The organism is Streptomyces sp. NPDC052496, from assembly GCF_040679095.1.
GTDB lineage: Bacteria > Actinomycetota > Actinomycetes > Streptomycetales > Streptomycetaceae > Streptomyces.
Window position 1 is genome coordinate 152,690 of record NZ_JBFAUH010000021.1, and the last position, 21,149, is coordinate 173,838.

The window sequence follows — 21,149 nt, forward strand, 5'->3', positions numbered from 1 at the left end:
CGGCGCTTGAGGACAAAGCCGACCCGGCGCGCAGCAGCCGGCCCCCCACCCGGCCGACCGCCAGGTCACCCCGTGTTGCGCAGCCCCGCCGCCACCCCATTGACCGTGAGCAGCAGCGCCCGTGCCAGTACCGGATCGGCCTCTTCCCCGCGTTCCGCCGCGGCCCGCTGCCGGTGGAGCAGGGTGACCTGGAGGTACGAGATCGGGTCCAGGTACGCGTCCCGGATGTGGAACGTCTGCTTCAGCACGGGGTTGGAGTCGAGCAGTTCCGTCTCGCCCGTGATCCGCAGGACTTCCTGCACGGTCAGTTCGTGCTCGGCCTTGATCGTGTCGAAGACGTGCTTGAGCTCGTCGGGCACGAGGGTGTCGACGTAGTGCCGGGCGATCCGCAGGTCGGTCTTGGCCAGCGTCATCTCGACGTTGGACAGGAAGTTGCGGAAGAAGTGCCAGTGCTCGTGCATCTCGTCGAGGACGACGTCGAGTCCGGCCTCGCGGGCGGCCTTCAGGCCCGTACCGACGCCGTACCAGCCGGGGACGATCTGCCGGGACTGGGTCCAGCCGAAGACCCACGGGATGGCGCGCAGCCCGTCGAGGCCGGCGCCGGAGTCGGGCCGGCGGGAGGGCCGGGAGCCGAGGTGGAGTTCGGCGAGCTGGTCGACCGGCGTGGACGCGAAGAAGTACGCGGGCAGGTCGGGGTCCTCGACGAGCCGCCGGTACGCGCCGTGGGCGGCGTCGGAGACGGTCTCCATGGCGGCGTCCCAGCGGGCGAGCGCCTCGTCGGACTGGCGGGGCGCGGTGTGCAGCGCGGAGGCCTGGAGGGTGGCGGCGACGGTGAGTTCCAGGTTCTCCCGGGCGAGGGAGGGGACCAGGTACTTGTCGGAGATGACCTCGCCCTGTTCGGTGACCTTGATCTCGCCTTCGAGGGTGCCGTAGGGCTGGGCGAGGATCGCGTCGTGGGAGGGGCCGCCGCCGCGGCCGACGGTGCCGCCGCGGCCGTGGAAGAGGCGCAGGCGTACGCCGTGCCGGTGGGCGACGTCGCGCAGCAGGCGCTGGGCGCGGTGGATCTCCCACTGGCTGGTGGTGATGCCGCCGAACTTGGAGGAGTCGGAGTAGCCGAGCATGACCTCCTGGACGTCGCCGCGCAGGGCGACCAGGCGCCGGTAGGAGGGGTCGGCGAGCATCTCGTCCAGCAGCTGGTCGGCGATCTTCAGCTCGTCGGTGGTCTCCAGGAGCGGCACGATGCCGATCTTGGCCCAGCCGGCGTGCAGGTCGATGAGGCCGGCCTCGCGGGCCAGGACGGTGGCGGCGAAGACGTCGTCGGAGCCCTGGCACATGGAGATGATGTAGGACTCGACGACCTCGGGGCCGAAGGTCTCCTTGGCCTTGAGGATGGTGCGGAAGACGCCGAGGGTCTTGGCGCCGGCCTCGTCGAGGGGGGCGGGGCTGGGGGCGAGGGGGCGGCGCGAGCGCAGTTCCTTGGCGAGGAGCTTGCGGCGGTAGTCGCGCGGCATGTCGGTGTAGCGCCAGGATTCCTCGCCGAGGCGGTCGAAGAGCTGGCCGAGGGCGTGGTGGTGGGCGTCGGCGTGTTCGCGGACGTCCATGGTGGCGAGCTGGAGGCCGAAGGCGGAGATCGTACGGATCGTGCGTTCCAGGCGGCCGTCGGCGACGAGGCCGCCGCGGTGCTCGCGCAGGGAGGTCTGGATGAGGGTGAGGTCCTCGATGAGTCCCTCGGTGCCGAGGTAGTCGCGGCCGGGGACGTGGGGGGTGTCGTTGGCCAGGCGTTCGCGGGTGTTGACGAGCTTCTGGCGGATACAGGTGGCCTTGAGGCGGTACGGCTCCTCGGCGTTCAGCCGCTTGTAGCGGGGGCTGATCTCGGGGAGCGCGTCGAGGTCCTGCTGGAGGGAGGCGAGGAGTTCGTCGGTGGCGCCGCAGTTGCGGATGGAGTTGGACAGGGCGCCGCGCAGCTCGTCGATGTGTTCGAGGGCGTCGGTGATGCCGTGTTCGTGCTGGAGGATCAGGACGTCCCAGGTGACCTGCGGGGTGACGTTGGGGTTGCCGTCGCGGTCGCCGCCGATCCAGGTGCCGAAGGTCAGGGGGCGGGTGCCGGGCGGGAGCTGGGCGCCGGCACGTTCCAGTTCGGCGGCGAGGTCTTCGAGGACGTCGCCGACGGCGCCGCGGCCGAGTTCGTCGAGGTAGTAGATGGCGTTGCGGGCCTCGTCGGTGGGCTCCGGGCGGGCGACGCGCAGCTCGTCGGTCTGCCAGATGAGGTCGATGTTCTCGGCGAGGCGCAGGTCGGCGCGGCGGCGTTCGGTGGTGTCCGTGCGGTCGAGGAGTTCGGCGACCTTGCGGAGCTTGGTGAGGACGGAGCGGCGGGCGGCTTCGGTGGGGTGGGCGGTGAAGACGGGCCGTACGCCGAGGTTGGCGGCGGTGGCGCGCAGGTGCTCGGGGTCGGCGTCCTTGAGCATGTCGGCGGTGCGGGCGAGGATGCCGCCTTCGGCGGCGCGCCGGGCGCGCAGTTCGCGGCCGCGGTGGACCTGCTCGGTGACGTTGGCGAGGTGGAAGTAGGTGGAGAAGGCGCGGACCAGCTTGGCGGCGGTGGCCAGGTCGGTCTCGCCGAGGAGCCGGGCGGCGGCCTCGCCGTCGGAGCGGGTCAGGGCGCGGACCTGTTCGACGAGGTCCAGCAGCTCCTGGCCTTCCTGGCGGACGAGGGTCTCGCCGAGGAGGTCGCCGAGGCGGCGGATGTCGGCGCGCAGGGCCCCGTTGTCGCGTACGGCGTCGGCGGCGGCCGGGGCGGGGGTGGCGCCGGTGGGCTCGTCGTTCGCGGCGGGGGTGATGTCGGCACTGCTCACAGGTGCGGCTCCTTGCAGTGATCTTCGTGATCTGAGCACGTCCGGGCGCTGGCAGGGGTGCTCCCCGGCGGGTGCCGGGGGTGCCCCCGGCGGCTGCTGGGGGCGGTTCGCGGACCGCGCTGTCCGACGTTCCCCAGGATAGGTCTCCGCGGCGTCGGCGGATCTCCCTGTCCGTTCTGTGGGCACCTACCTGATCCGGGTGACGCTCACACCTGGTCGTCGTCCAGGTGTGACGGAACTTGCACGGCTTCTTTACCGCTTCCCTGCCGTGTTCTGCCGCAATTCGGTCACCCGTTACCGACCTGTCGGACCCTTGTCCGTGCGGGTGCCGCTGCCATACTTACGAGACCGTAGGTTACGGTCCCGTAGCCGTAACCGTGCCCCCGAGCCCCCGACGAGGGACACCACATGACCGCTAGCCCCGAAGTGATCGAAGAGACTGCCAAACCCGCCGGAACCCCGCTGCCGTCCGCGACGCTCGGCAGCGACAGCAAACGCTCGGTCGAACAGATCACCCTGCTGCTGTTCATCACCCTGCCCTTCGTGGCGCTGGTGGCCGCGGTGCCGCTGGCCTGGGGCTGGGGGGTCAGCTGGCTCGACCTGGCGCTGATGGCGGCGATGTACTTCATCGGCTGCCACGGCATCACCATCGGCTTCCACCGTTACTTCACCCACGGCGCCTTCAAGGCGAAGCGCCCGCTGCGGATCGCGCTGGCGATCATGGGTTCGATGGCGGTCGAGGGGCCGCTGGTGCGCTGGGTGGCCGACCACCGCAAGCACCACAAGTACTCCGACGCCGAGGGCGACCCGCACTCCCCCTGGCGGTACGGCGAGACGGTGCCGGCGCTCATGAAGGGCCTGTGGTGGGCACACATCGGCTGGATGTTCGACGAGGAGCAGACTCCGCAGCACAAGTACGCGCCCGACCTGATCAAGGACGACGCGATCCGCCGCGTCTCCCGCCAGTTCGTCCTGTGGACGGTCGTCTCCCTGCTCACCCCGCCCCTGATCGGCGGTCTGGTCACGTGGTCCTGGCAGGGCGCGGCCACCGCGTTCTTCTGGGGCTCCCTGGTCCGTGTCGGCCTGCTGCACCACGTCACGTGGTCCATCAACTCCATCTGCCACGCGGTCGGCAAGCGCCCGTTCAGGTCCCGCGACCGCTCCGGCAACGTCTGGTGGCTGGCGGTGCTCTCCTGCGGTGAGTCCTGGCACAACCTGCACCACGCCGACCCGACGTGCGCGCGGCACGGCGTCATGAAGGGGCAGCTCGACTCCAGCGCGCGCCTGATCCGCTGGTTCGAGAAGGCCGGCTGGGCGTACGACGTGCGCTGGCCGAACGCCTCGCGTCTGGACGCCAAGCGCCTGGACGAGGCCGCGAGCGGGGCGGCCGGGCGGTGACGGCCGGGGAAGGCATGATGGACGGGTGGCGATCGACGGCAGCAGCGTGAACGACAATCAGGGCAAGGCCCCCTCCGGCGCGGGCACCCGACGCACCCGCAGGGTGCGGATGACGGGCGCCCAGCGCCGTGAGCAGCTGCTCGACATCGGTCGCGCCCTGTTCGCGGAGCGCGGCTTCGAGGGCACCTCGGTCGAGGAGATCGCCGCCAAGGCCGGTGTCTCCAAACCGGTCGTCTACGAGCACTTCGGCGGCAAGGAAGGGCTGTACGCGGTCGTGGTGGACCGCGAGATGCGCCAGCTGCTGGACATGGTCACCGGTGCCCTGACCGCCGGCCACCCCCGCGAACTCCTCGAACAGGCCGCGTTCGCCCTCCTGGACTACATCGAGACCTACACCGACGGCTTCCGCATCCTGGTCCGCGACTCCCCCGTGGCCCAGTCCACCGGCACCTTCGCGTCCCTGATCAGCGACATCGCCACCCAGGTCGAAGACATCCTCGGCCTGGAGTTCAAGGCCCGCGGCTTCGACCCGAAACTGGCGCCCCTGTACGCCCAGGCCCTGGTCGGCATGGTCGCCCTCACCGGGCAGTGGTGGCTCGACGTCCGCAAACCCAAGAAGCCCGAGGTGGCCGCCCACCTGGTCAACCTCGCCTGGCACGGCCTCGACGGCCTCGAACCCAAGCCCCGCCTGATAGGCCACCGCCGCTCCTGAGCACACGGCACGGCGCCCTCTCCGCCGGCCCCGCTCGCGCCGGCCCCGCTCCTCCCCGCAACCCGTGGACAGCCCTGCGCGCATCTCCGCATGCCTCCGCAGGCACTCGCGGCCCCGGTCCGCCGCATGGCGCGGCAACCCGATCACTCTCCTCCAAATACCCCATTCCCCCCTTCGCGCGACACTCGCCAACACTCTCCATAAAGTCAGCTGATTTCCTCACGCCATGCGCGTCACTATTTCCATTTCCTTTGCTTTCCTATAACCAGATCACATACCACCACGCGCTACCATCACCTCGCTTTCCTGTACAGCATCTCCCCCGCCCCGCCTCGATATCCGCCACGCGGACGCCGTAACCTCTCCCTACGGCATTCAGGAAAAGACCCGGCTGAAACAGCTGCACTCCACGGGGGAGAGACCGCGACATGGCGAATGACTTCCGGATCGACGTCGCGCGCGTAGAGAAGATGCTCACCAAGCTCTCGGACGCCGACGACCGCATGCGGGACGCCCAGAAGCGCCTGAACAAGGTGGGCCCGAAGGCGCTGGGGACCGACGGCCTGGACGACGCCTGCGACGAGTTCCAGGGCCAGTGGGGCGACGGCATCAAGCGCATCGCGGACGCCGCCAAGGACATCCACGAACGCCTCAAGGCGACGCTGGACGCCTACAAAGCCGGTGAAGAGGAAAACCGCAAGATGCTCAGCGGCAAGTAGCCGCCCGACCGGCCTGTACCGAATCTTTCACCCAGGGGGAATCGCATGTCCTGGCGAAGCATGTTCATCGAGGACGACTCGGCGTGGCCCGGCGTCGGCTTCAATCCGGCCAAGGGAGACCTGCACGCGATCCAGGCGCTGGCGTCCGACGTCAAATCCGTCGGTGACGAACTCGACGAGCTCGACCAGCTGCTCAAGTCCGTCGGCAAGAGCGACGGCGCGTGGGAGGGCGAGGCGGCGCAGAACTTCGCCAAGAAGCTCGGCGAACTGCCCAAGTACCTCAAGCAGGGCAGCGAGTCCATGCACGACTGCGCGAAGGCGCTGCGCGGCTGGCACACCCACCTCCAGTCCTTCCAGGACAAGGCCGGAAAGATCGAGGCGGAGGCCGCCCCGGCCCGCAAGCAGGCGGACGCCGACCGCGAGCACTTCAACGAGCTGTACCGCAAGTACCAGCCGTACTTCGGCCGGCCGATGGAAGCGGCCGAGGCCAAGAAGATCGACGACACGATGGACGCGGCCCGCGACAAGGCCAACACCTCCCAGGACAAGCTCGACGAGCTGGTCCGCGAGGCGGAACGCATCCACGCCCAGTGGAAGGACCGCGCCGGCGAGGCCGAACGCGCCATCCTCAAGGCCTCGGAGAACCACCCGCCGGACATCCACTGGTGGAACCGCGCCATCGACGGCCTCAAGAGCGCGTGGCGGGGGTTCAAGGACTGGTTGGTGGAGCATGCGGATCTGCTGTCCAACATCTCCGCGGGCCTGGCGGCCGCCGCGCTGGCGGTCAACGTGATCCCCGTGGTCGGTCAGGCGGCGTCCGCCCTTCTGGGTGGCGCGTCGGTTGTGTGTGCGGCCGGTGCGATGGCAGGCCACTGGATGGGCAACGCCCGCGGCAACGGCACGCCGGGCTGGAAGATCGGCCTGGACGCTCTCGGCGTGCTCCCCGGGTTCGGTGGCGCGATCAAGGTCGCGACCGCCGGCTTCAAGGAAGCGGGGGCCGCGGCCAAGTTGGGCACGAAGGTGGGGGGCGCGGTGAAGGGCCTGGGCAACGTCAAGAACATTCTCAGGGAGACTCCCGCCGGCATCAACGACGGCCTGGCCAAGCCTTCCAGCATGAAGATGATCAACGCCGGGCTGGGCAAGGCGTTCGGGGGAGTACAGCTCTCCGACGGCGCTATTCACGGCATTCAGCTCGGCATCAAGGGCGGTTCGTTCCTCCACGGGCAGGACCACCGCCCGTCCGGACAGGAACAGGCGGCCTCCGGAGCGAAGTTCCACCAGACTCTCGCGGCCTGACAACGAGGGAACGCACGCATGTCACAGGCACCGGCACCGCCGGAAAGCACGAGCGACCAGATGGCACCGAGTCCGGTCCGGCCTCGCTCACGGTTGCACATCGGCTGGATCATGCCGCCGTTCGTCCACGAGCTGCCGGTCGACGCCCCGGACGCCGACGCCGCGGCCGAACGCCTGCACGCACTGGCCACCGAACTGATGCCGGAGCACTCGGCGGAGGACCAGTACCGGTTCGCGCTGGGGATCGGCGCCCAGCTGGAAGCGATGATCGAGGCCGACGTCATCTACGCCGGGCTGTGCTTCCTGGACGTGGACGAGCGTCCCTCGGCCTCCACCATCATGGTCAGCCAGGTCGAGCACGACAGCACGGACGACGAGGAACTGCTGCGTGTCACCCGGGAGCTGTTGGAACGCAAGCACCCGGACGACGAGTACCGGACCGTCGAGCTGCCGTGCGGGCCCGCCCTGACCCGTATCGGCTCCATGGCTTTCCTCATCAACGGTGAGTGGTCGCCCACCGGCCAGGAGCTGCCGGTCCAGCAGTCACAGATCCAGGTGTACATCCCCCTTCCCGGAACCCGGGACATGCTCGTCTTCAGCCTCGACTGCCCGTCCCCGGAAGCCTGGGAGCTGCATTCCGAACTCTTCGCCGAAATCCTCAAGACCGTCGACTGGGGAACCGACCAGGAGATCGAGGACTACCGGGCCATGCGGCAGAGCGCACCGGTGGCGGCGGCCGAGCCGGACGCGGCAGTGCAGCAGGAGCTGTTCTGGCATTCCAGCCGTCTGCTGGACGCCGTCGCGCTGCGTGCTCGTATGGTCGGTGGCGAGCAGACCACCTCGGTCACCTGTGAGGCGTGCTGGAGCAAGGGACTGCGCTCGGCGTGTTCGGCTCGGCACGGTTGGCGCCTGGAGGACGTGCCTCCTGCGGACCTGGCTTCCGCGCTCTCCCGCATCGACTCCGCCTTTTCCTCGCAGGGCTGGCAGGTCGAGCCGGCCGACCACGGCGCGGGCTTGCGGGCCCGGGCCGGGGAGGCCGCGGCCGAGCGGTCCTCAGGGTATTCCTTCACTCTCACTGCCGATGCCGCGAGCGGCACTTTTTCCGTCGAAGTTTCTTCGGCGTGCGAACGCATCTCGGTAGCGTCGGATTCCCTTTTCGGCTGAGGTGTCCGTCCGGGAAAGGTGCGATGCGCCGCAGGCGAAACGGCCCGTCGTACGGTCGGATGCGGCGCCCGTCCAAGGAGACGGATGGGCCGGACGCAGGGCATTTCCGTCGTTTCTTCCCCGGCTCGCTCACCGAAAAGGTCCCTTTTCCGTAGACAGCCCCCTGTCGCCCACCGAGAACGGCCGCGAGCGGCCCCGTGAGGAGAACTGAGTCATGTGGCCCGATCTGGAAGAGAAGATTGTTGCGGCCCTGCCCCGGGGTGAGCGGTTCGTGGGCGGGTTCAGCGTCATGCGGGCGGCCACCGGCCGGGACGCGGTGAGTTGCGACGTGCCGGCTCAGCGTCGGCCGCGGGTGCTGGCCGGGGAGGGTGGTCTGTGGGGTGCCCTTCTCTCGGGCTTCTTCAAGGGGGCGGTCAACGATGTGGGGTCGCCGTCGACCCGGGAGAGCGTCGAGGATCCCGCCGGGCGTCCGGAGCGGCAGGAGCGGAACGCCTCGTTCTTCGGCGGGTGGGACAGTCTGGCCGGGCAGTGGCTGGCGGCGGCACAGCCTCGCTCCCGTGCGGGGCTGGTGACTGCCGTGGTGCTCACCGACCGGCAAGTGCGCTTCGTGTATGTGCCCAGTCGGCGTCTGACCGGACGCCTCGGCGACACGGTCGAGTGGGGGGCGTGCTTCTCCCGTGACGTCCTGGCCTGGACGCGCCGCAGGGACACGAGCCTGGACGTGCAGTTCGGGTTCACGGACGGGTCCTGGGGAACGGTCACGGTCGCGCCGGAGGAAGATTTCCTCAAGGCATTTCCCGGGACTCTCAGCCATCTGGTGCCCATTCCCTGAGCTCGCGTCTGCCGCCGGAGATTGTTGAACGGATTGTGTGAGGAGTTGGCCGTCATGACACCTGAGCTTGAGCAGAAGGTTCTTTCCGTTCTGCCGCCGGGCGAGAAGCTGACAGCGGGATTCGAGGTCTCGCGCTCGTTGGCGTTCAGCCGGAGCAGGGACGGGAGCAGCAGTGCGCCGGACTCGCGGCGGCCCAGGGTGCTGGTGGGGCAGGAGGAGGCGGGGGACGGCTGGTCGCGGTTCGTTTCCCGGTTTTTTCGTGTGTTCACCACCGATGTGCCTGCTCAGCAGCGCGGCGTCGCCGTCGAGGGGCCTTCGCTGCGGGGGAAGCGGCAGAAGAACAGGGATTCGTTCTTCGGCGGGTGGGACAGTCTGGCCGGGCAGTTCCTGATCGCGGGCCAGCCGCAGTCCAAGACCGGGGCGGCTGCCGTCGTGGCCGTCACCGATGTGTGTATGCGTTTCGTCTATGTGCAGTACCGGCGCGTCCGGGGCGGGCTGGGTGAGGCCGTTGAGCTGGGTGCGTCTTTCCCGCATGACGTTTTGGTGTGGACCCGGCGGCACGAGCCGAAGAACGAGATGCAGTTCGGGTTTCGTGACGGGTCGTGGGGGACTCTGTTCGTTCCCGGGGATGCCGATTTCATGAGGTGTTTTCCGGGGACGCTCGGTCATGAGGAACCGATTCCGTAAAGACAGGGGTTTTCCGGCTCATTCCAGGAATTCCAGTCGGTTTCCTACGGGGTCGCGCGCGTAGCAGCGGTGGTGGCCTGGGAGGTTGTCGTCCCAGGTCACGGGGGTGCCGTGGGCGGTGAGGCGGGCGGCATGGGTGTGGATGTCGGTGACGCGGAAGGCGGGGTGGGATGTGGGGGACGGGTGGAATACGGGGTCGATGCCGAGGTGGAGCTGGGTGGTGGGACCGGCCTCGAACCAACATCCCCCGCGACCGGCGAGCGCGGAAGGCTTCGGAATCTCCCGCAGCCCGAGGACGCCCCCGTAAAAGTCTCGCAGGACGGATTCGCTGCCGGGCGGTGCGGCGAGCTGGACGTGGTCGAGGCCGGTGATCATGGCTTCCCCTCGGGGTCAGCGTTCCTTGTGGGCCACCACGAAGATGCGGCGGAACGGGAAGACGGTGCCGTGCGGGCCGGGTCGGTAGGACTTGCGGAGCAGGTCGCGGTATTGGGAGAGGAACTCGTCACGGGCCGCCGGGTCGTCCTCCAGGGCGGTCAGTACGGGGCGCAGGGCGGTGCCCTTGACCCAGTCGAGGACCGGGTCCTCGCCCTGGAGGAGCTGGACGTAGGTGGTCTCCCAGGCGTCCACCGCGCAGCCGAGCGCGGTGAGGCGTTCCAGGTAGCCGGCGGGGTCGAGGATGTGGACGAAGCGGCGGCCGTGGTCGGCGAGGCGGGCGCGCCATTGGGGCTCGTCGCAGAGTTCGCCGAGCAGTGCGTGACTGGGCGCGGTGAAGTTCCCGGGGACCTGGAAGGCGAGGGTGCCGCCGGGGGTCAGGCCGTCGATCCAGGCGGGGAGGGATTCGGGGTGGTTGGGTACCCACTGGAGCGCCGCGTTGGAGACGATCAGATCGAACGGTTCTTCCGGCCGCCAGTGCGTGGCGTCGGCGGGGCCGAAGTCGAGGTGGCCGCCGCCGGGGGTGGGCCCGGCGTACAGTTCGGCCTCCTTGAGCATGTCCGCGGAGCTGTCCAGGCCGGTGATGTGCGCGTCGGGCCAGCGGTCGGCGAGCTGGACGGTGACGTTGCCGGGTCCGCAGCCGAGGTCGGCGATGCGGGCGGGCCGGTTGCGGTTGGGCAGCTCGGGTATGCGGGCGAGCAGATCGTGGAACGGGCGCGTGCGGTGTCCGGCGTGGCGCAGGTACTGCTGCGGATCCCAGGTTGGTGCGACGTGCATGTTCGAACCCCTTCGGCTGATACAGGGTTGGTACAGGCCACGCGAGCGCGGCGTGAGCCCACCGCCGACGATGCCCAATAGTCCACGCAAATATATCTTGACGTCAAGAGACTTCACATCGACAGACCAACTACACTGATCGACATGGAGGACGAGGTCGACCGACTGGTCGCAGCATGGCGCCGGGAGCGCCCGGACCTCGACGTGGAACCGCTTGAGGTCCTCAGCCGCATCAGCAGGCTGGCCAGACACCTCGACCGCGCGCGCCGCCTCGCCTTCTCCGAGGTCGGTCTGGAGCCCTGGGAGTTCGACGTGCTCACCGCGCTGCGCCGCGCGGGGGCCCCGTACCAGCTCTCCCCCGGCGCCCTGCTCACCCAGACCCTGGTCACCTCCGGCACGATGACCAACCGCATCGACCGGCTCGCCAAGAAGGGCCTGGTCGAGCGGCTGCCCGACCCCAGCGACCGGCGCGGGGTGCTGGTGCGGCTGACGCCGGAGGGGCGCGAGGCGGCCGACGAGTCGCTGGCCGGGCTGCTCACGCAGGAGCGCGCGATCCTGGCCGAGCTGTCCCCTCAGCAGCGCGGCGAACTGGCCGGGTTGCTGCGGCAGTTGACGGCGCCGTTCGACAACACGCCGGGCTGACGGGCGCGTACGGAGCGGTCGCCGGCGGCCTGCACGGACGCCCAGCGCGGCATCTCCCCCGCCCCACGCGGCACCCCTTCGCCCCGCCCACCAGGTCCCCTTGCCGCGCCCCCGCCCGTTGGGCTTGGATCGCGACCATGAGCCAGCACGGCCCGCGGGGTCAGCAGGGGCAGCACGCACAGCACGGACAGCACGGACAGCAAGAGGCGTACGGGCGGGCCGGGCGCCGGCGGCCTTCGGGCGCGCCGGACGGTTCGCGGTTCACCGGCCGTACGGTCCTGGTGACCGGCGCCGCCACCGGGATCGGCGCGGCGACCGCGGACCGGCTGGCGGCCGAGGGCGCCCAGGTGCTGCTCCTGGACATCGACGACGAGCGCGGCGAGCGCACCGCCCGCCGTATCCGCGCCCTCGGCGGCCGGGCCTCGTACGAGCACTGCGACGTGGCGCGCGAGGACCACTGGCAGCGGGCCGCGCACGCCGCGCGGCAGCGGTACGGGCCGGTGGACGCGCTGGTCGGCAACGCCGCCCTGCAAGGGCCGCACGCGCCCGCCGACGTGGCCGCGCCGGCGGACTGGGACCGGCAGCTGGCGGTGAACCTGACCGGGGCCTTCCTGGGCGTGCGGGCCGTACTGGCGGACCTGCGGGAGCGGCGCGGCGCGGTGGTGCTCACCTCGTCGGTGCAGGCGCACTTCGGGCTGCCGGGACGTCCCGCGTACGCCGCGTCCAAGGCCGGGCTGACCGGGCTGGCGCGCCAGCTGGCGGTCGAGTACGGGCCCGCGGTGCGGGTGAACTGCGTCCTGCCGGGGCCGGTGCTGACGGCCGCCTGGGAGGCCGTCGGCGAGGCGGACCGGCGGGCCAGCGCCGAGGCGACCGCGGCGGGGCGGCTGGGGCGCCCGGAGGAAGTGGCCGCGGCCGTCGCGTTCCTGCTGTCCGACGACGCGTCGTACGTGACGGGGACGGACCTGGTGGTGGACGGCGGCTGGAGCGTACGGAAGGCGTCGTCCTGAGCACCCGCGCAATCGCGGGGCGACACGGCTGACGGGCGCGCCCCCCGACGCGGCCGGATGTGCGCGGTGCGGCACCCGTCGGCGGGAATCATGGTGCTACGGGCGGCCGCCCGTACCGTCGGCCGCGCCGCCCGCAGCTCGTGCCGGTACACGTCGCGACCAAGGGAACCCCGATGGGCATCCATTTCGGTGCGGACTACAACCCCGAGCAGTGGCCCGAGGAGGTGTGGGAAGAGGACCTGAGCCTCATGAAGCAGGCCCACGTCACCATGGTCACCGCCGGCATCTTCTCGTGGGCGAAGGCCGAGCCCCGGCCCGGTGCGTACGACTTCGACTGGTTCGACCGCGTCATGGACGGCCTCGGCGGCGCGGGGATCCGCGTGTGCCTGGCCACCATGACCGCCTCACCGCCGCCGTGGCTCACCCGCGCGCACCCGGAGGTGCTGCCGCAGGGCCCGGACGGGCAGCGCCGCTGGCCCGGCGGGCGGCAGCACTACTGTCCGTCCAGCCCGGTCTACCGCGACCACGCGGTCCGCCTCGTCGAGCGGCTCGCCGCCCGCTACGCCGCCCACCCGGCGCTGGCCCTGTGGCACGTCGGCAACGAGTACGGCTGCCACACCCGCCAGTGCTTCTGCGACGTGTCCGCCGCGGACTTCCGGCGCTGGCTGCGCGCGCGGTACGGGAGTGTGGCGCACCTCAACGACGCCTGGTCGACGGCTTTCTGGTCGCAGGCGTACACGGACTTCGAGGAGGTGCTGCCGCCGCGTACCGCGCCCACCTTCCCCAACCCGGCCCACCAGCTGGACTACCTGCGCTTCAGCGACGACGCGCTGCGCGACTGCTATCTGGCGGAGCGGAAGGTGCTGGCGCGGCTGGCGCCCGGCCTGCCGGTGACCACGAACCTGATGCCGTTCCACAAGCCGGTGGACGCCTTCGCGTGGTCGAGGGACATGGACGCGATGGCGCTGGACTTCTACCAGGACCCGTTCGACGCGGAGACGCACCTGAAGGCGGCGTACACCTTCGACCTGATGCGCTCCGCGCGCGGCGGGCAGCCCTGGCTGCTGCTGGAGCAGGCGCCCGGCGCGGTCAACTGGCGGGCCCGTAACGGCCCCAAACCGCCGGGTGCGATGCGTCTGTGGAGCTGGCAGGCGGTCGCGCAGGGCGCGGACGCCGTCCTGTACTTCCAGTGGCGGCAGTCGCGCGGCGGCGCGGAGAAGTTCCACTCGGCGATGGTGCCGCACGCCGGTACGGACACCCGGACCTTCCGCGAGGTGTGCGACCTGGGGCGGGAGCTGGCGTCCGTACCGGAGCTCGCGGGGACGCGGGTGGTACGGCCGACGGTGGCGCTGGTGACGGACTGGGACAGCTGGCGGGCCCTGGAGCTGGACTCGCATCCGTCGACGGCGCTGCGGCTGCCGGAGCTGGCGATCGGGCACTACCGGCCGCTGTTCGAGGCGGGAGTGGCGTGCGACGTGGTGCCGCCGGAAGGCGCCCTGTCCGGATACCGGCTGGTCGTGGTGCCCAACCTGTACCTGCTGACGGAGCCGGTCGCCCAGCGCCTGGCGACGTACGTGCGGGGCGGCGGTCACCTGGTGGTGTCGTTCTTCTCGGGGGTCGTGGACGACTGCGACCGGGTGCATCCGGGTGGCTGTCCGGGGCCGCTGCGGTCGCTGCTGGGACTGCGGGTGGAGGAGTTCTGGCCGCTGGACGAGGGCGCGACGGTGGGGGTGCGGGGCGTCACAGGGGTACGGGGCCCGGCGGGCGTACGGGCCCCGGCGGGCGTACGGGGCGGCCCGGCCGGCGCACGGCCGAAGGGCGCGGCGGCAGGCGCCTGGGAGCTGCCCGCCGGTACGGCGGACCTGTGGACGGAGGCGGTCCGCCTCGAAGGCGCCGAGCCCGTCGCGGAGTTCACGGACGGCGACCTGGCGGGCGGTCCGGCCGTCACCCGGCACGGCTACGGCGCGGGCACGGTGACCTACGTCGGCACCCGCCTCGAACCGGCGCTGATGCGCGCCCTGATGGACGGCGTACGGGCGGCGGCGGGCGTGCGGCCGGTGCTGGCCGGGCTGCCCGAAGGGGTGCAGGCCACCGTCCGGGAGGGCGCCGGCGGGCGCTTCCTGTTCCTGCTCAACCACGGCGCGCGGGCAGCCGACATCGCGCTGCCCTGCCCGATGGCCGACGCGCTCGCCGGGACGCGTGGGGAGCGGGCGCGGCACACCTACCGGATAGGGCTGCCGGCCCGTGGTGTGGCCGTGCTGCAGGACCTGCACGGGGCGGTGCCCGAGGGCGGCTGACCGGGGAGCGGCCGGTGCCGGGCGCGGCGCGGGGTGGTCCCGCGCCGCGTCTCAGGTCAGCGCGGGCGCCGCGGCCGTGGCCGGTTCCAGCTCCACCGGCCCCACGCCGGCCCGCCGGGCCAGCGCGACGGCGGCGAGCGTGGAGTGGACGCCCAGCTTGCCGAGCACGTTCTGCATGTGCGTACGGACGGTGTGCGGGGACAGGAACAGCCGCTCGGCGACCGCCTTGCGGCCCAGCCCCGCCACCATGCAGCGCAGCACCTCGCGCTCGCGCGGCGTCAGCGACTCCACCAGCCGCTCGCTCTCCGTACGGTGCTTGCGCGCCGCCGTCAGCTCCCGCAGCACGCCGGTGAGCAGCGCGGGCGGCAGGTGCGTCTCGTCGCGCAGCACGCCGCGGATGACGGCGAGCAGGCGGGAGAGCGAGCAGTCCTTGGCGACCCAGCCGCCGGCGCCCGCTTGAAGGGCGAAGGCGGCCCGGCGCGGGTCGTCCTTCTCGGCGAGCACGACGGTACGGACGTACGGATACGCCGTACGGACGCCCGCGACCAGCGAGATGCCGTCCAGCGGGCCGCCGTCCGAGGTGCCGTCGCGGCCCGGCGCGGGCCGGTCCGGTACGGACGCCAGCGGCGCCGTCACGGTGCCGAGGTCGGCGTCGATGAGCATCACGTCGAAGCGCCGGCCGTCCGTGGCCGCCCGTTCCAGGCTGCGCAGGGCCGCCGGTCCGCTGCCGGCCGCGGCCACGTCCACGTCCTGTTCGGCCGCGAGCGCGGCCGCCAGGGACTCGGCGAAGATGCGGTGGTCGTCGACCACCAGAACCCGGATGCGTTGCACTGAGACCCCCTGTCTCGGGGAACGGACCAAGTGGGCACGGCGCCCGGGACATAGGCCGACGCAGCCGCACGGCCGCCGCCGTGCCGCGTGATCACCCCACCCCGGGCGTCGTACCCGACTGTCTCGCCCCCTGATCAGCACCGGCCCCCACCGGTGCTGGGACTCAGAGTACGGACGGGGTGCGGCAACGGAAGGCTATTGGCAAAACTGCCCGGCCCAAGTGTTCAGGGTGAGGCTCAGCAGCCGTCGAGGGGCGCAAGTCGACAAGGTTCGTCCGAATCCGATCGGCGGGGGCGGGCCCGTACGCCGGTCCCGCCCCCGCCCCGCGCCTCACACCAGCCGCCGGGCCCCCGCGCTCGGAACGGCCGGAAAGATCCGTGGCGCCGTGTGGCCGGCCGCCGCGAACGCCTCGGTGACGCGGGCGGCGACAGTGTCCGCGCCGGCCTCCTCGGCCAGGACGACGGCCGAGCCGCCGAACCCGCCGCCCGTCATCCGGGCCCCGAGCGCGCCCGCCGCGCACGCCGTCTCGACGGCGAGGTCCAGTTCGGCGCAGGAGACCTGGAAGTCGTCGCGCAGCGAGGCGTGTCCGGCGGTCAGCAGCGGGCCGATGGCGCGGGTCTCGCCGGCGTCCAGGCGGGCGATGACGTCCTCGACGCGCCGGTTCTCGGTGACGACGTGCCGTACGACGGCCCGTACGCCGGGTCCGCCGGCACCGGGCGTGTCCCCCGGTCCGTCGCCCCGCGCGTCCCCCTGCGCCGCCAGTCTGTCCAGTGCCTCCGGCAGGTGCGCGTACCGCACCTCGCGCAGCGCGCGTACGCCGAGCGCCCGCGCACCGCGCTCGCACATGGCGCGGCGCTGTGCGTACGCGCCGTCCCCCAGCTCGTGTTTCACCCGGGTGTCCACGACCAGGAGCCGCAGCCCCTCCCCCGCCAAATCGAACGGGACCTGCCGCTGCGAGAGGTCGCGGGTGTCCAGGAACAGCGCGTGGCCTTCGGTGCAGCAGGCGGCGGCGGTCTGGTCCATGATGCCGCAGGGCACGCCGACGAAGGCGTTCTCGGCGCGCTGCGCGAGCCGGGCGAGGCGCTGCCGGGTCAGGCCGAGGCCGTACAGGTCGTCGAGGGCGAGCGCGGTGACGACCTCCAGGGCGGCCGAGGAGGACAGTCCGGCGCCGACCGGGACGGTGCTGTCGTAGTGCAGGTCGGCGCCGCCGACGGGCAGTCCGGCCTCGCGCAGCGCCCAGGCGATGCCGGCCGGGTAGCCCGCCCAGCCGCCGTCGGAGGCCGGGCGCAGGGCGTCCAGGCGCAGTTCGGCGATCTGGCCGTCGCCGCCGCTGTCGCCGGAGTGCACCCGCAGGACGCCGTCGGTGCGGGGCGCGGCGGCGGCGAGGGTGGTGTGCGGCAGGGCCAGCGGCATCACGAAGCCGTCGTTGTAGTCGGTGTGTTCGCCGATCAGGTTGACGCGGCCGGGCGCCGCCCACACTCCGGTGGGCTCGGTGCCGTACACCTCGCGGAAGCGGGCGGCGGTGTGCCGGGCGCGCTGTTCCTGGTCCGCGGCCGGGCTGCTGGTGTCCGTCACGGGGTGCCGGCCTCCCTGCGCCGGGCGAACTCCCAGGCGTCGGCGACGATGTCGGCCAGGCCTGTACGGCTGGGGCGCCAGCCGAGCCGGTCGGTCGCGGTCTGCGCGGAGGCGACCAGGACGGCGGGGTCGCCGCCGCGGCGGCCCGCGGTGATCTCGGGTACGGGGTGGCCGGTGACCTTGCGGACGGTCTCGATGACCTCGCGGACGGAGAAGCCGTTGCCGTTGCCGAGGTTGCAGATGAGGTGTTCGCCGGGCGCCGCGGCCTTGAGGGCGAGCAGATGCGCCTCCGCCAGGTCGGCGACGTGGATGTAGTCGCGTACGCAGGTGCCGTCGGGCGTCGGGTAGTCGTCTCCGTAGACGGAGATGGCCTCCCGCTTGCCCTGGGCGACCTGGAGGACGAGCGGGATCAGGTGCGACTCGGGGTCGTGGCGCTCGCCGCAGTCCCCGTAGGCGCCCGCGACGTTGAAGTAGCGCAGCGAGACGGCGGCCAGGCCGTGCGCGGCGCACTCGCCCGCGATCATGTGGTCGACAGCGAGCTTGGAGGCGCCGTACGGGCTGGTGGGCGCGGTGGGCGCGGACTCGGTGATCGGGGTGCGCTCGGGCTCGCCGTAGGTGGCGGCGGTGGAGGAGAAGACCAGGGTGCGTACGCCGGCGCCGCGCATCGCGGCGAGCAGGTCCATGGTGCCGCCGACGTTGTTGCGCCAGTACTTCTCGGGGTCGGTGACGGACTCGCCGACCTGGGAGAAGGCGGCGAAGTGCAGCACCGCGTCGTAGGAGGGGTCCAGGTGGCGGGCGGCGTCCTGGACGCGGCCCTCGATGAAGCGGGTGCCGGCCGGGACGCCTTCGCGGTGGCCGGTGGACAGGTCGTCGAGGACCGTGACGGTGTGCCCGGCCTCGACCAGGTGGGCCGCCACGACGCTGCCCACGTATCCCGCACCGCCGGTGACCAGGTACTTGTTGCTCACTCGCTCGCTACCTCTCGCAGTCGCTCGGCCGCAGCCTCCGGCGGCACGTCGTTGATGAACACGTTCATGCCGGATTCGGAACCCGCGAGGAACTTCAGCTTGCCGGAAGTGCGGCGGACGGTGAAAAGCTCCAGATGGAGCGCGAACTCACCGCGGTCGGCGGCGTCCAGCGGCGCCTGGTGCCAGGCGGCGATGTACGGGGTCGGCGGCTCTCCGGGGCCGAAGATCCGGTCGAAGCGCCGCAAGACTTCCAGATAGACCTGTGGGAACTCTGTGCGCGCGGCGTCGCCGAGGGCGAGCAGGTCGGGGACGCGGTGCTTGGGGTACAGGTGCACCTCGTACGGCCAGTGGGCGGCGTACGGGACGAAAGCGGTCCAGTGCTCGGTGTCCAGCACGATCCGGCGGCCGTCGGCGCGCTCGTCGGCGAGGACGTCGTCGAAGAGGTTGCGGCCGCCGGTCGTCTCGCGGTGAGCGGCCAGCGAGGCCAGCATCCGCTCGGTGCGCGGGGTGGTGAAGGGGTACGCGTAGATCTGGCCGTGCGGGTGGCCGAGGGTGACGCCGATCTCCGCGCCGCGGTTCTCGAAGCAGAACACCTGTCGGACACCGGGCAGTTGGGAGAGTTCGGCGGTGCGGTCGGTCCAGGCTTCCAGGACGAGCGCGGCCTGTTCCTCGGTGAGGTCGGCGAAGGAGGCGTCGTGGTCGGAGGTGAAGCAGACGACCTCGCAGCGCCCGTTGTCGCCGGCCAGGGAGGGGAAACGGTTCTCGAAGACGGCGACGTCGTAATCCGCGGCGGGGATCTCGGTGGCGTGGCCGTCGCGGGAGGGGCAGAGCGGGCAGGCGTCGGCCGGCGGGTGGTACGTACGGCCCTGGCGGTGCGAGGCGACGGCGACCGCGTCGCCGAGGAGGCGGTCGTGGCGGATCTCGGAGGCGGTGGAGACCGGGTCGAGCGGGCGGCGGTCGGTGTCGTCACGCACCACGTCGTCGCGCAGGTCGTAGTAGATGAGCTCCCGGCCGTCGGCGAGCCGGGTCATCGTCTTCTTCACTGGGGCACTCCTCGGGCACACCGTCACACCCATCAAACACAAACACACACAATGAAGCACAACTAAACAACCCCGTCAACGCCGGGCCCCAGCCGGATCCTCGCCGGACCGGCGCCCGGAGATTTCCCCACAAAGTACCCACCCCGGTCACGATCGCACCACGAGAACGAACAAAAGTCTTCAGTTTCTGAAGGACCGCGCGTAGGTTCCTGTGCGTTCATCACGCACAGAGAAGTGAGTGCTCCCATGATCACCTCGGCCGCAGGGCTACGGCTGCCCACCAACGGACTCGACTACGCGATTCTGGCCATCTACTTCGCCGTCGTCCTCGGCATCGGCTTCGCCGCCCGGCGCAGCGTGAAGACCAGCCTGGACTTCTTCCTGTCCGGGCGGTCGCTGCCCGCCTGGGTCACCGGCCTGGCCTTCGTCGCGGCCAACCTCGGCGCCACCGAGATCCTCGGCATGGCCGCCACCGGCGCGCAGTACGGCGTCGCCGTCGTGCACTGGTACTGGATCGGCGCCATCCCCGCCATGGTGTTCCTCGGCCTGGTGATGATGCCGTTCTACTACGGCTCGCGGGTCCGCTCCGTACCGGAGTTCCTGCTCCAGCGCTTCGACAAGTCGGCGCACCTGCTCAGCTCGGTGCTGTTCGCCTTCGCCGCCATCCTCATCGCGGGCGTCAACCTCTACGCCCTGTCGATCGTGGTGGAAGCGCTGCTGGGCTGGCCGCAGTGGGTCGCCATCGTCGTCGCCGGGCTGTTCGTCCTCGCGTACATCACCGTCGGCGGCCTGTCCTCGGCGATCTACAACGAGGTGCTCCAGTTCTTCGTGATCCTGGCCGCGCTCATCCCGATCTGCGTCATCGGCCTCAAGCGGGTCGGCGGCTGGGACGGGCTGACCTCGTCGCTGGAGAAGAGCCACGGGCACAGCTTCCTGACGGCCTGGGACGGCACCGGCATCGGTGAGCCCAACGCGCTCGGCGCCAACTGGCTGACCATCATCCTCGGCCTGGGCTTCGTGCTCTCCTTCGGCTACTGGACCACCAACTTCGCCGAGGTGCAGCGGGCCCTGTCCGCCAAGAACCTCTCGGCCGCGCAGCGCACCCCGCTGATCGCCGCGTACCCGAAGATGTTCATCGCCTTCCTGGTGATGATCCCCGGCCTGGTCGCCGCGGTGGTCGTCCCGCGCATCGGCCAGGAGGGCTCGGACCTGACCTACAACGACGCCATTCCGCTGCTGATGCGGGACCTGCTGCCCAACGGCGTGCTCGGCATCGCGGTCACCGGTCTGCTGGCCGCCTTCATGGCGGGCATGGCCGCCAACGTCTCGTCGTTCAACACCGTCTTCACCTCCGACATCTGGGCGAAGTACGTGCGGCCCGGCCGAGAGGACCGTTACTACCTGCGGTTCGGCCGGCTGGTCACCGCCGTCGGCGTGCTGTGCAGCATCGGTACGGCCTTCCTGGCCGCCAGCTTCAACAACATCATGGGCTACCTCCAGACGCTGTTCTCGTTCTTCAACGTGCCGATGTTCGTGGTGTTCATCATCGGCATGTTCTGGAAGCGGGCGTCCATGAAGTCCGGTGTGTGGGGCCTGGTCGCGGGCACCACCGCCGCGATGGTCAACTACTTCTGGATCTACAAACAAGGCATCATCGCCATCCCCACCGACCAGGGCGCCAACTTCGTCTCCGCGATCGTCGCCTTCGTCGTCGGCGCCGTGGTGATGGTCGCCGTCACCCTGTTCACGAAGCCCAAGCCCGAGGCGGAACTGGCCGGCCTGGTCTACGGCACCCGGTCCCCCGGCCTGGACGAGCCGCCCGCCGAGGGCGACGACGCCTGGTACCGCAAGCCGGCCCTGCTCGGCTGGGGCGCGATCATCCTCGCCGCGCTCTGCTACGTCCCGTACTCCTTCTGACGC

Annotated in this window: 18 protein-coding genes; 11 read left to right on the forward strand and 7 right to left on the reverse strand. The window is 71.1% G+C overall.

All coding sequences use genetic code 11. The annotated features are described in order from the left end of the window. Positions 1-65 precede the first annotated feature (65 nt). The gene (ppc, locus tag AB0L45_RS26665) at positions 66-2,753 is read right to left on the reverse strand and encodes a phosphoenolpyruvate carboxylase (RefSeq protein ID WP_365844210.1); all 2,688 of its coding nucleotides are present in this window, start codon (positions 2,751-2,753) and stop codon (positions 66-68) included. A 504-nt stretch (positions 2,754-3,257) separates the two neighbouring features. Here ppc and AB0L45_RS26670 point away from each other — a divergent pair. The 7 genes from AB0L45_RS26670 to AB0L45_RS26700 all read left to right on the forward strand — a co-directional run bounded on the left by AB0L45_RS26670 (position 3,258) and on the right by AB0L45_RS26700 (position 9,657). Next, positions 3,258-4,247 (forward strand): fatty acid desaturase, encoded by a 990-nt coding sequence (locus AB0L45_RS26670; protein WP_365844130.1) that lies wholly within the window; start codon positions 3,258-3,260, stop codon positions 4,245-4,247. Between the two features lie 25 nt (positions 4,248-4,272). Further along, entirely contained in the window at positions 4,273-4,959 is a 687-nt protein-coding gene (locus AB0L45_RS26675) for a TetR/AcrR family transcriptional regulator (protein ID WP_365844132.1), read from the forward strand. A 428-nt stretch (positions 4,960-5,387) separates the two neighbouring features. Next, entirely contained in the window at positions 5,388-5,678 is a 291-nt protein-coding gene (locus AB0L45_RS26680) for a hypothetical protein (protein WP_365844135.1), read from the forward strand. Positions 5,679-5,723: 45 nt separating this feature from the next. Beyond that, entirely contained in the window at positions 5,724-6,974 is a 1,251-nt protein-coding gene (locus AB0L45_RS26685) for a putative T7SS-secreted protein (RefSeq protein ID WP_365844137.1), read from the forward strand. 18 nt (positions 6,975-6,992) lie between these two features. Then, a complete protein-coding gene (locus tag AB0L45_RS26690) occupies positions 6,993-8,138 on the forward strand; it encodes a hypothetical protein (RefSeq protein ID WP_365844139.1) in 1,146 nt (381 codons plus the stop codon). Between the two features lie 214 nt (positions 8,139-8,352). Beyond that, a complete protein-coding gene (locus tag AB0L45_RS26695) occupies positions 8,353-8,970 on the forward strand; it encodes a hypothetical protein (protein ID WP_365844142.1) in 618 nt (205 codons plus the stop codon). A 54-nt stretch (positions 8,971-9,024) separates the two neighbouring features. Beyond that, positions 9,025-9,657 carry a hypothetical protein gene (locus AB0L45_RS26700; protein WP_365844144.1) on the forward strand — a complete coding sequence of 211 codons (633 nt, stop codon included), beginning with the start codon at positions 9,025-9,027 and terminating at the stop codon, positions 9,655-9,657. Positions 9,658-9,675: 18 nt separating this feature from the next. On the opposite strand, the gene AB0L45_RS26705 is transcribed toward AB0L45_RS26700, so the two are convergent. After that, complete coding sequence (locus tag AB0L45_RS26705; RefSeq protein ID WP_365844146.1) at positions 9,676-10,032, reverse strand: VOC family protein; 357 nt, start codon at positions 10,030-10,032, stop codon at positions 9,676-9,678. A gap of 15 nt (positions 10,033-10,047) precedes the next feature. After that, a complete protein-coding gene (locus AB0L45_RS26710; RefSeq protein WP_365844148.1) occupies positions 10,048-10,866 on the reverse strand; it encodes a trans-aconitate 2-methyltransferase in 819 nt (272 codons plus the stop codon). Positions 10,867-11,010: 144 nt separating this feature from the next. Here AB0L45_RS26710 and AB0L45_RS26715 point away from each other — a divergent pair, with 144 nt between their 5' ends. From AB0L45_RS26715 to AB0L45_RS26725, 3 genes are all read left to right on the forward strand, one after another. After that, positions 11,011-11,508 carry a MarR family transcriptional regulator gene (locus AB0L45_RS26715; RefSeq protein ID WP_031006950.1) on the forward strand — a complete coding sequence of 166 codons (498 nt, stop codon included), beginning with the start codon at positions 11,011-11,013 and terminating at the stop codon, positions 11,506-11,508. Positions 11,509-11,645: 137 nt separating this feature from the next. Continuing rightward, a complete protein-coding gene (locus AB0L45_RS26720; RefSeq protein ID WP_365844150.1) occupies positions 11,646-12,515 on the forward strand; it encodes an SDR family oxidoreductase in 870 nt (289 codons plus the stop codon). Positions 12,516-12,688: 173 nt separating this feature from the next. Further along, positions 12,689-14,812: a beta-galactosidase gene (locus tag AB0L45_RS26725; RefSeq protein WP_365844152.1), complete on the forward strand. Its 2,124-nt coding sequence runs from the start codon at positions 12,689-12,691 to the stop codon at positions 14,810-14,812. A 51-nt stretch (positions 14,813-14,863) separates the two neighbouring features. Here the strand turns inward: AB0L45_RS26725 and AB0L45_RS26730 are convergent, their stop codons facing one another. From AB0L45_RS26730 to galT, 4 genes are all read right to left on the reverse strand, one after another. Then, complete coding sequence (locus tag AB0L45_RS26730; protein WP_365844154.1) at positions 14,864-15,643, reverse strand: response regulator transcription factor; 780 nt, start codon at positions 15,641-15,643, stop codon at positions 14,864-14,866. A 330-nt stretch (positions 15,644-15,973) separates the two neighbouring features. Then, positions 15,974-17,218, reverse strand: a complete 1,245-nt coding sequence (gene galK / locus AB0L45_RS26735) for a galactokinase (RefSeq protein WP_365844156.1) — start codon at positions 17,216-17,218, stop codon at positions 15,974-15,976. After that, positions 17,215-18,186 (reverse strand): UDP-glucose 4-epimerase GalE, encoded by a 972-nt coding sequence (galE, locus tag AB0L45_RS26740; protein ID WP_365844158.1) that lies wholly within the window; start codon positions 18,184-18,186, stop codon positions 17,215-17,217. Before galE ends, galK begins: the two co-directional genes overlap by 4 nt. Then, positions 18,183-19,229 (reverse strand): galactose-1-phosphate uridylyltransferase, encoded by a 1,047-nt coding sequence (gene galT / locus AB0L45_RS26745; protein WP_365844160.1) that lies wholly within the window; start codon positions 19,227-19,229, stop codon positions 18,183-18,185. Before galT ends, galE begins: the two co-directional genes overlap by 4 nt. A gap of 246 nt (positions 19,230-19,475) precedes the next feature. Between galT and AB0L45_RS26750 the strand changes: the two genes are divergently transcribed. Next, on the forward strand, positions 19,476-21,146 hold the full coding sequence (locus AB0L45_RS26750; RefSeq protein ID WP_365844162.1) for a sodium:solute symporter family protein: 1,671 nt from the start codon (positions 19,476-19,478) through the stop codon (positions 21,144-21,146). Positions 21,147-21,149 lie beyond the last annotated feature (3 nt).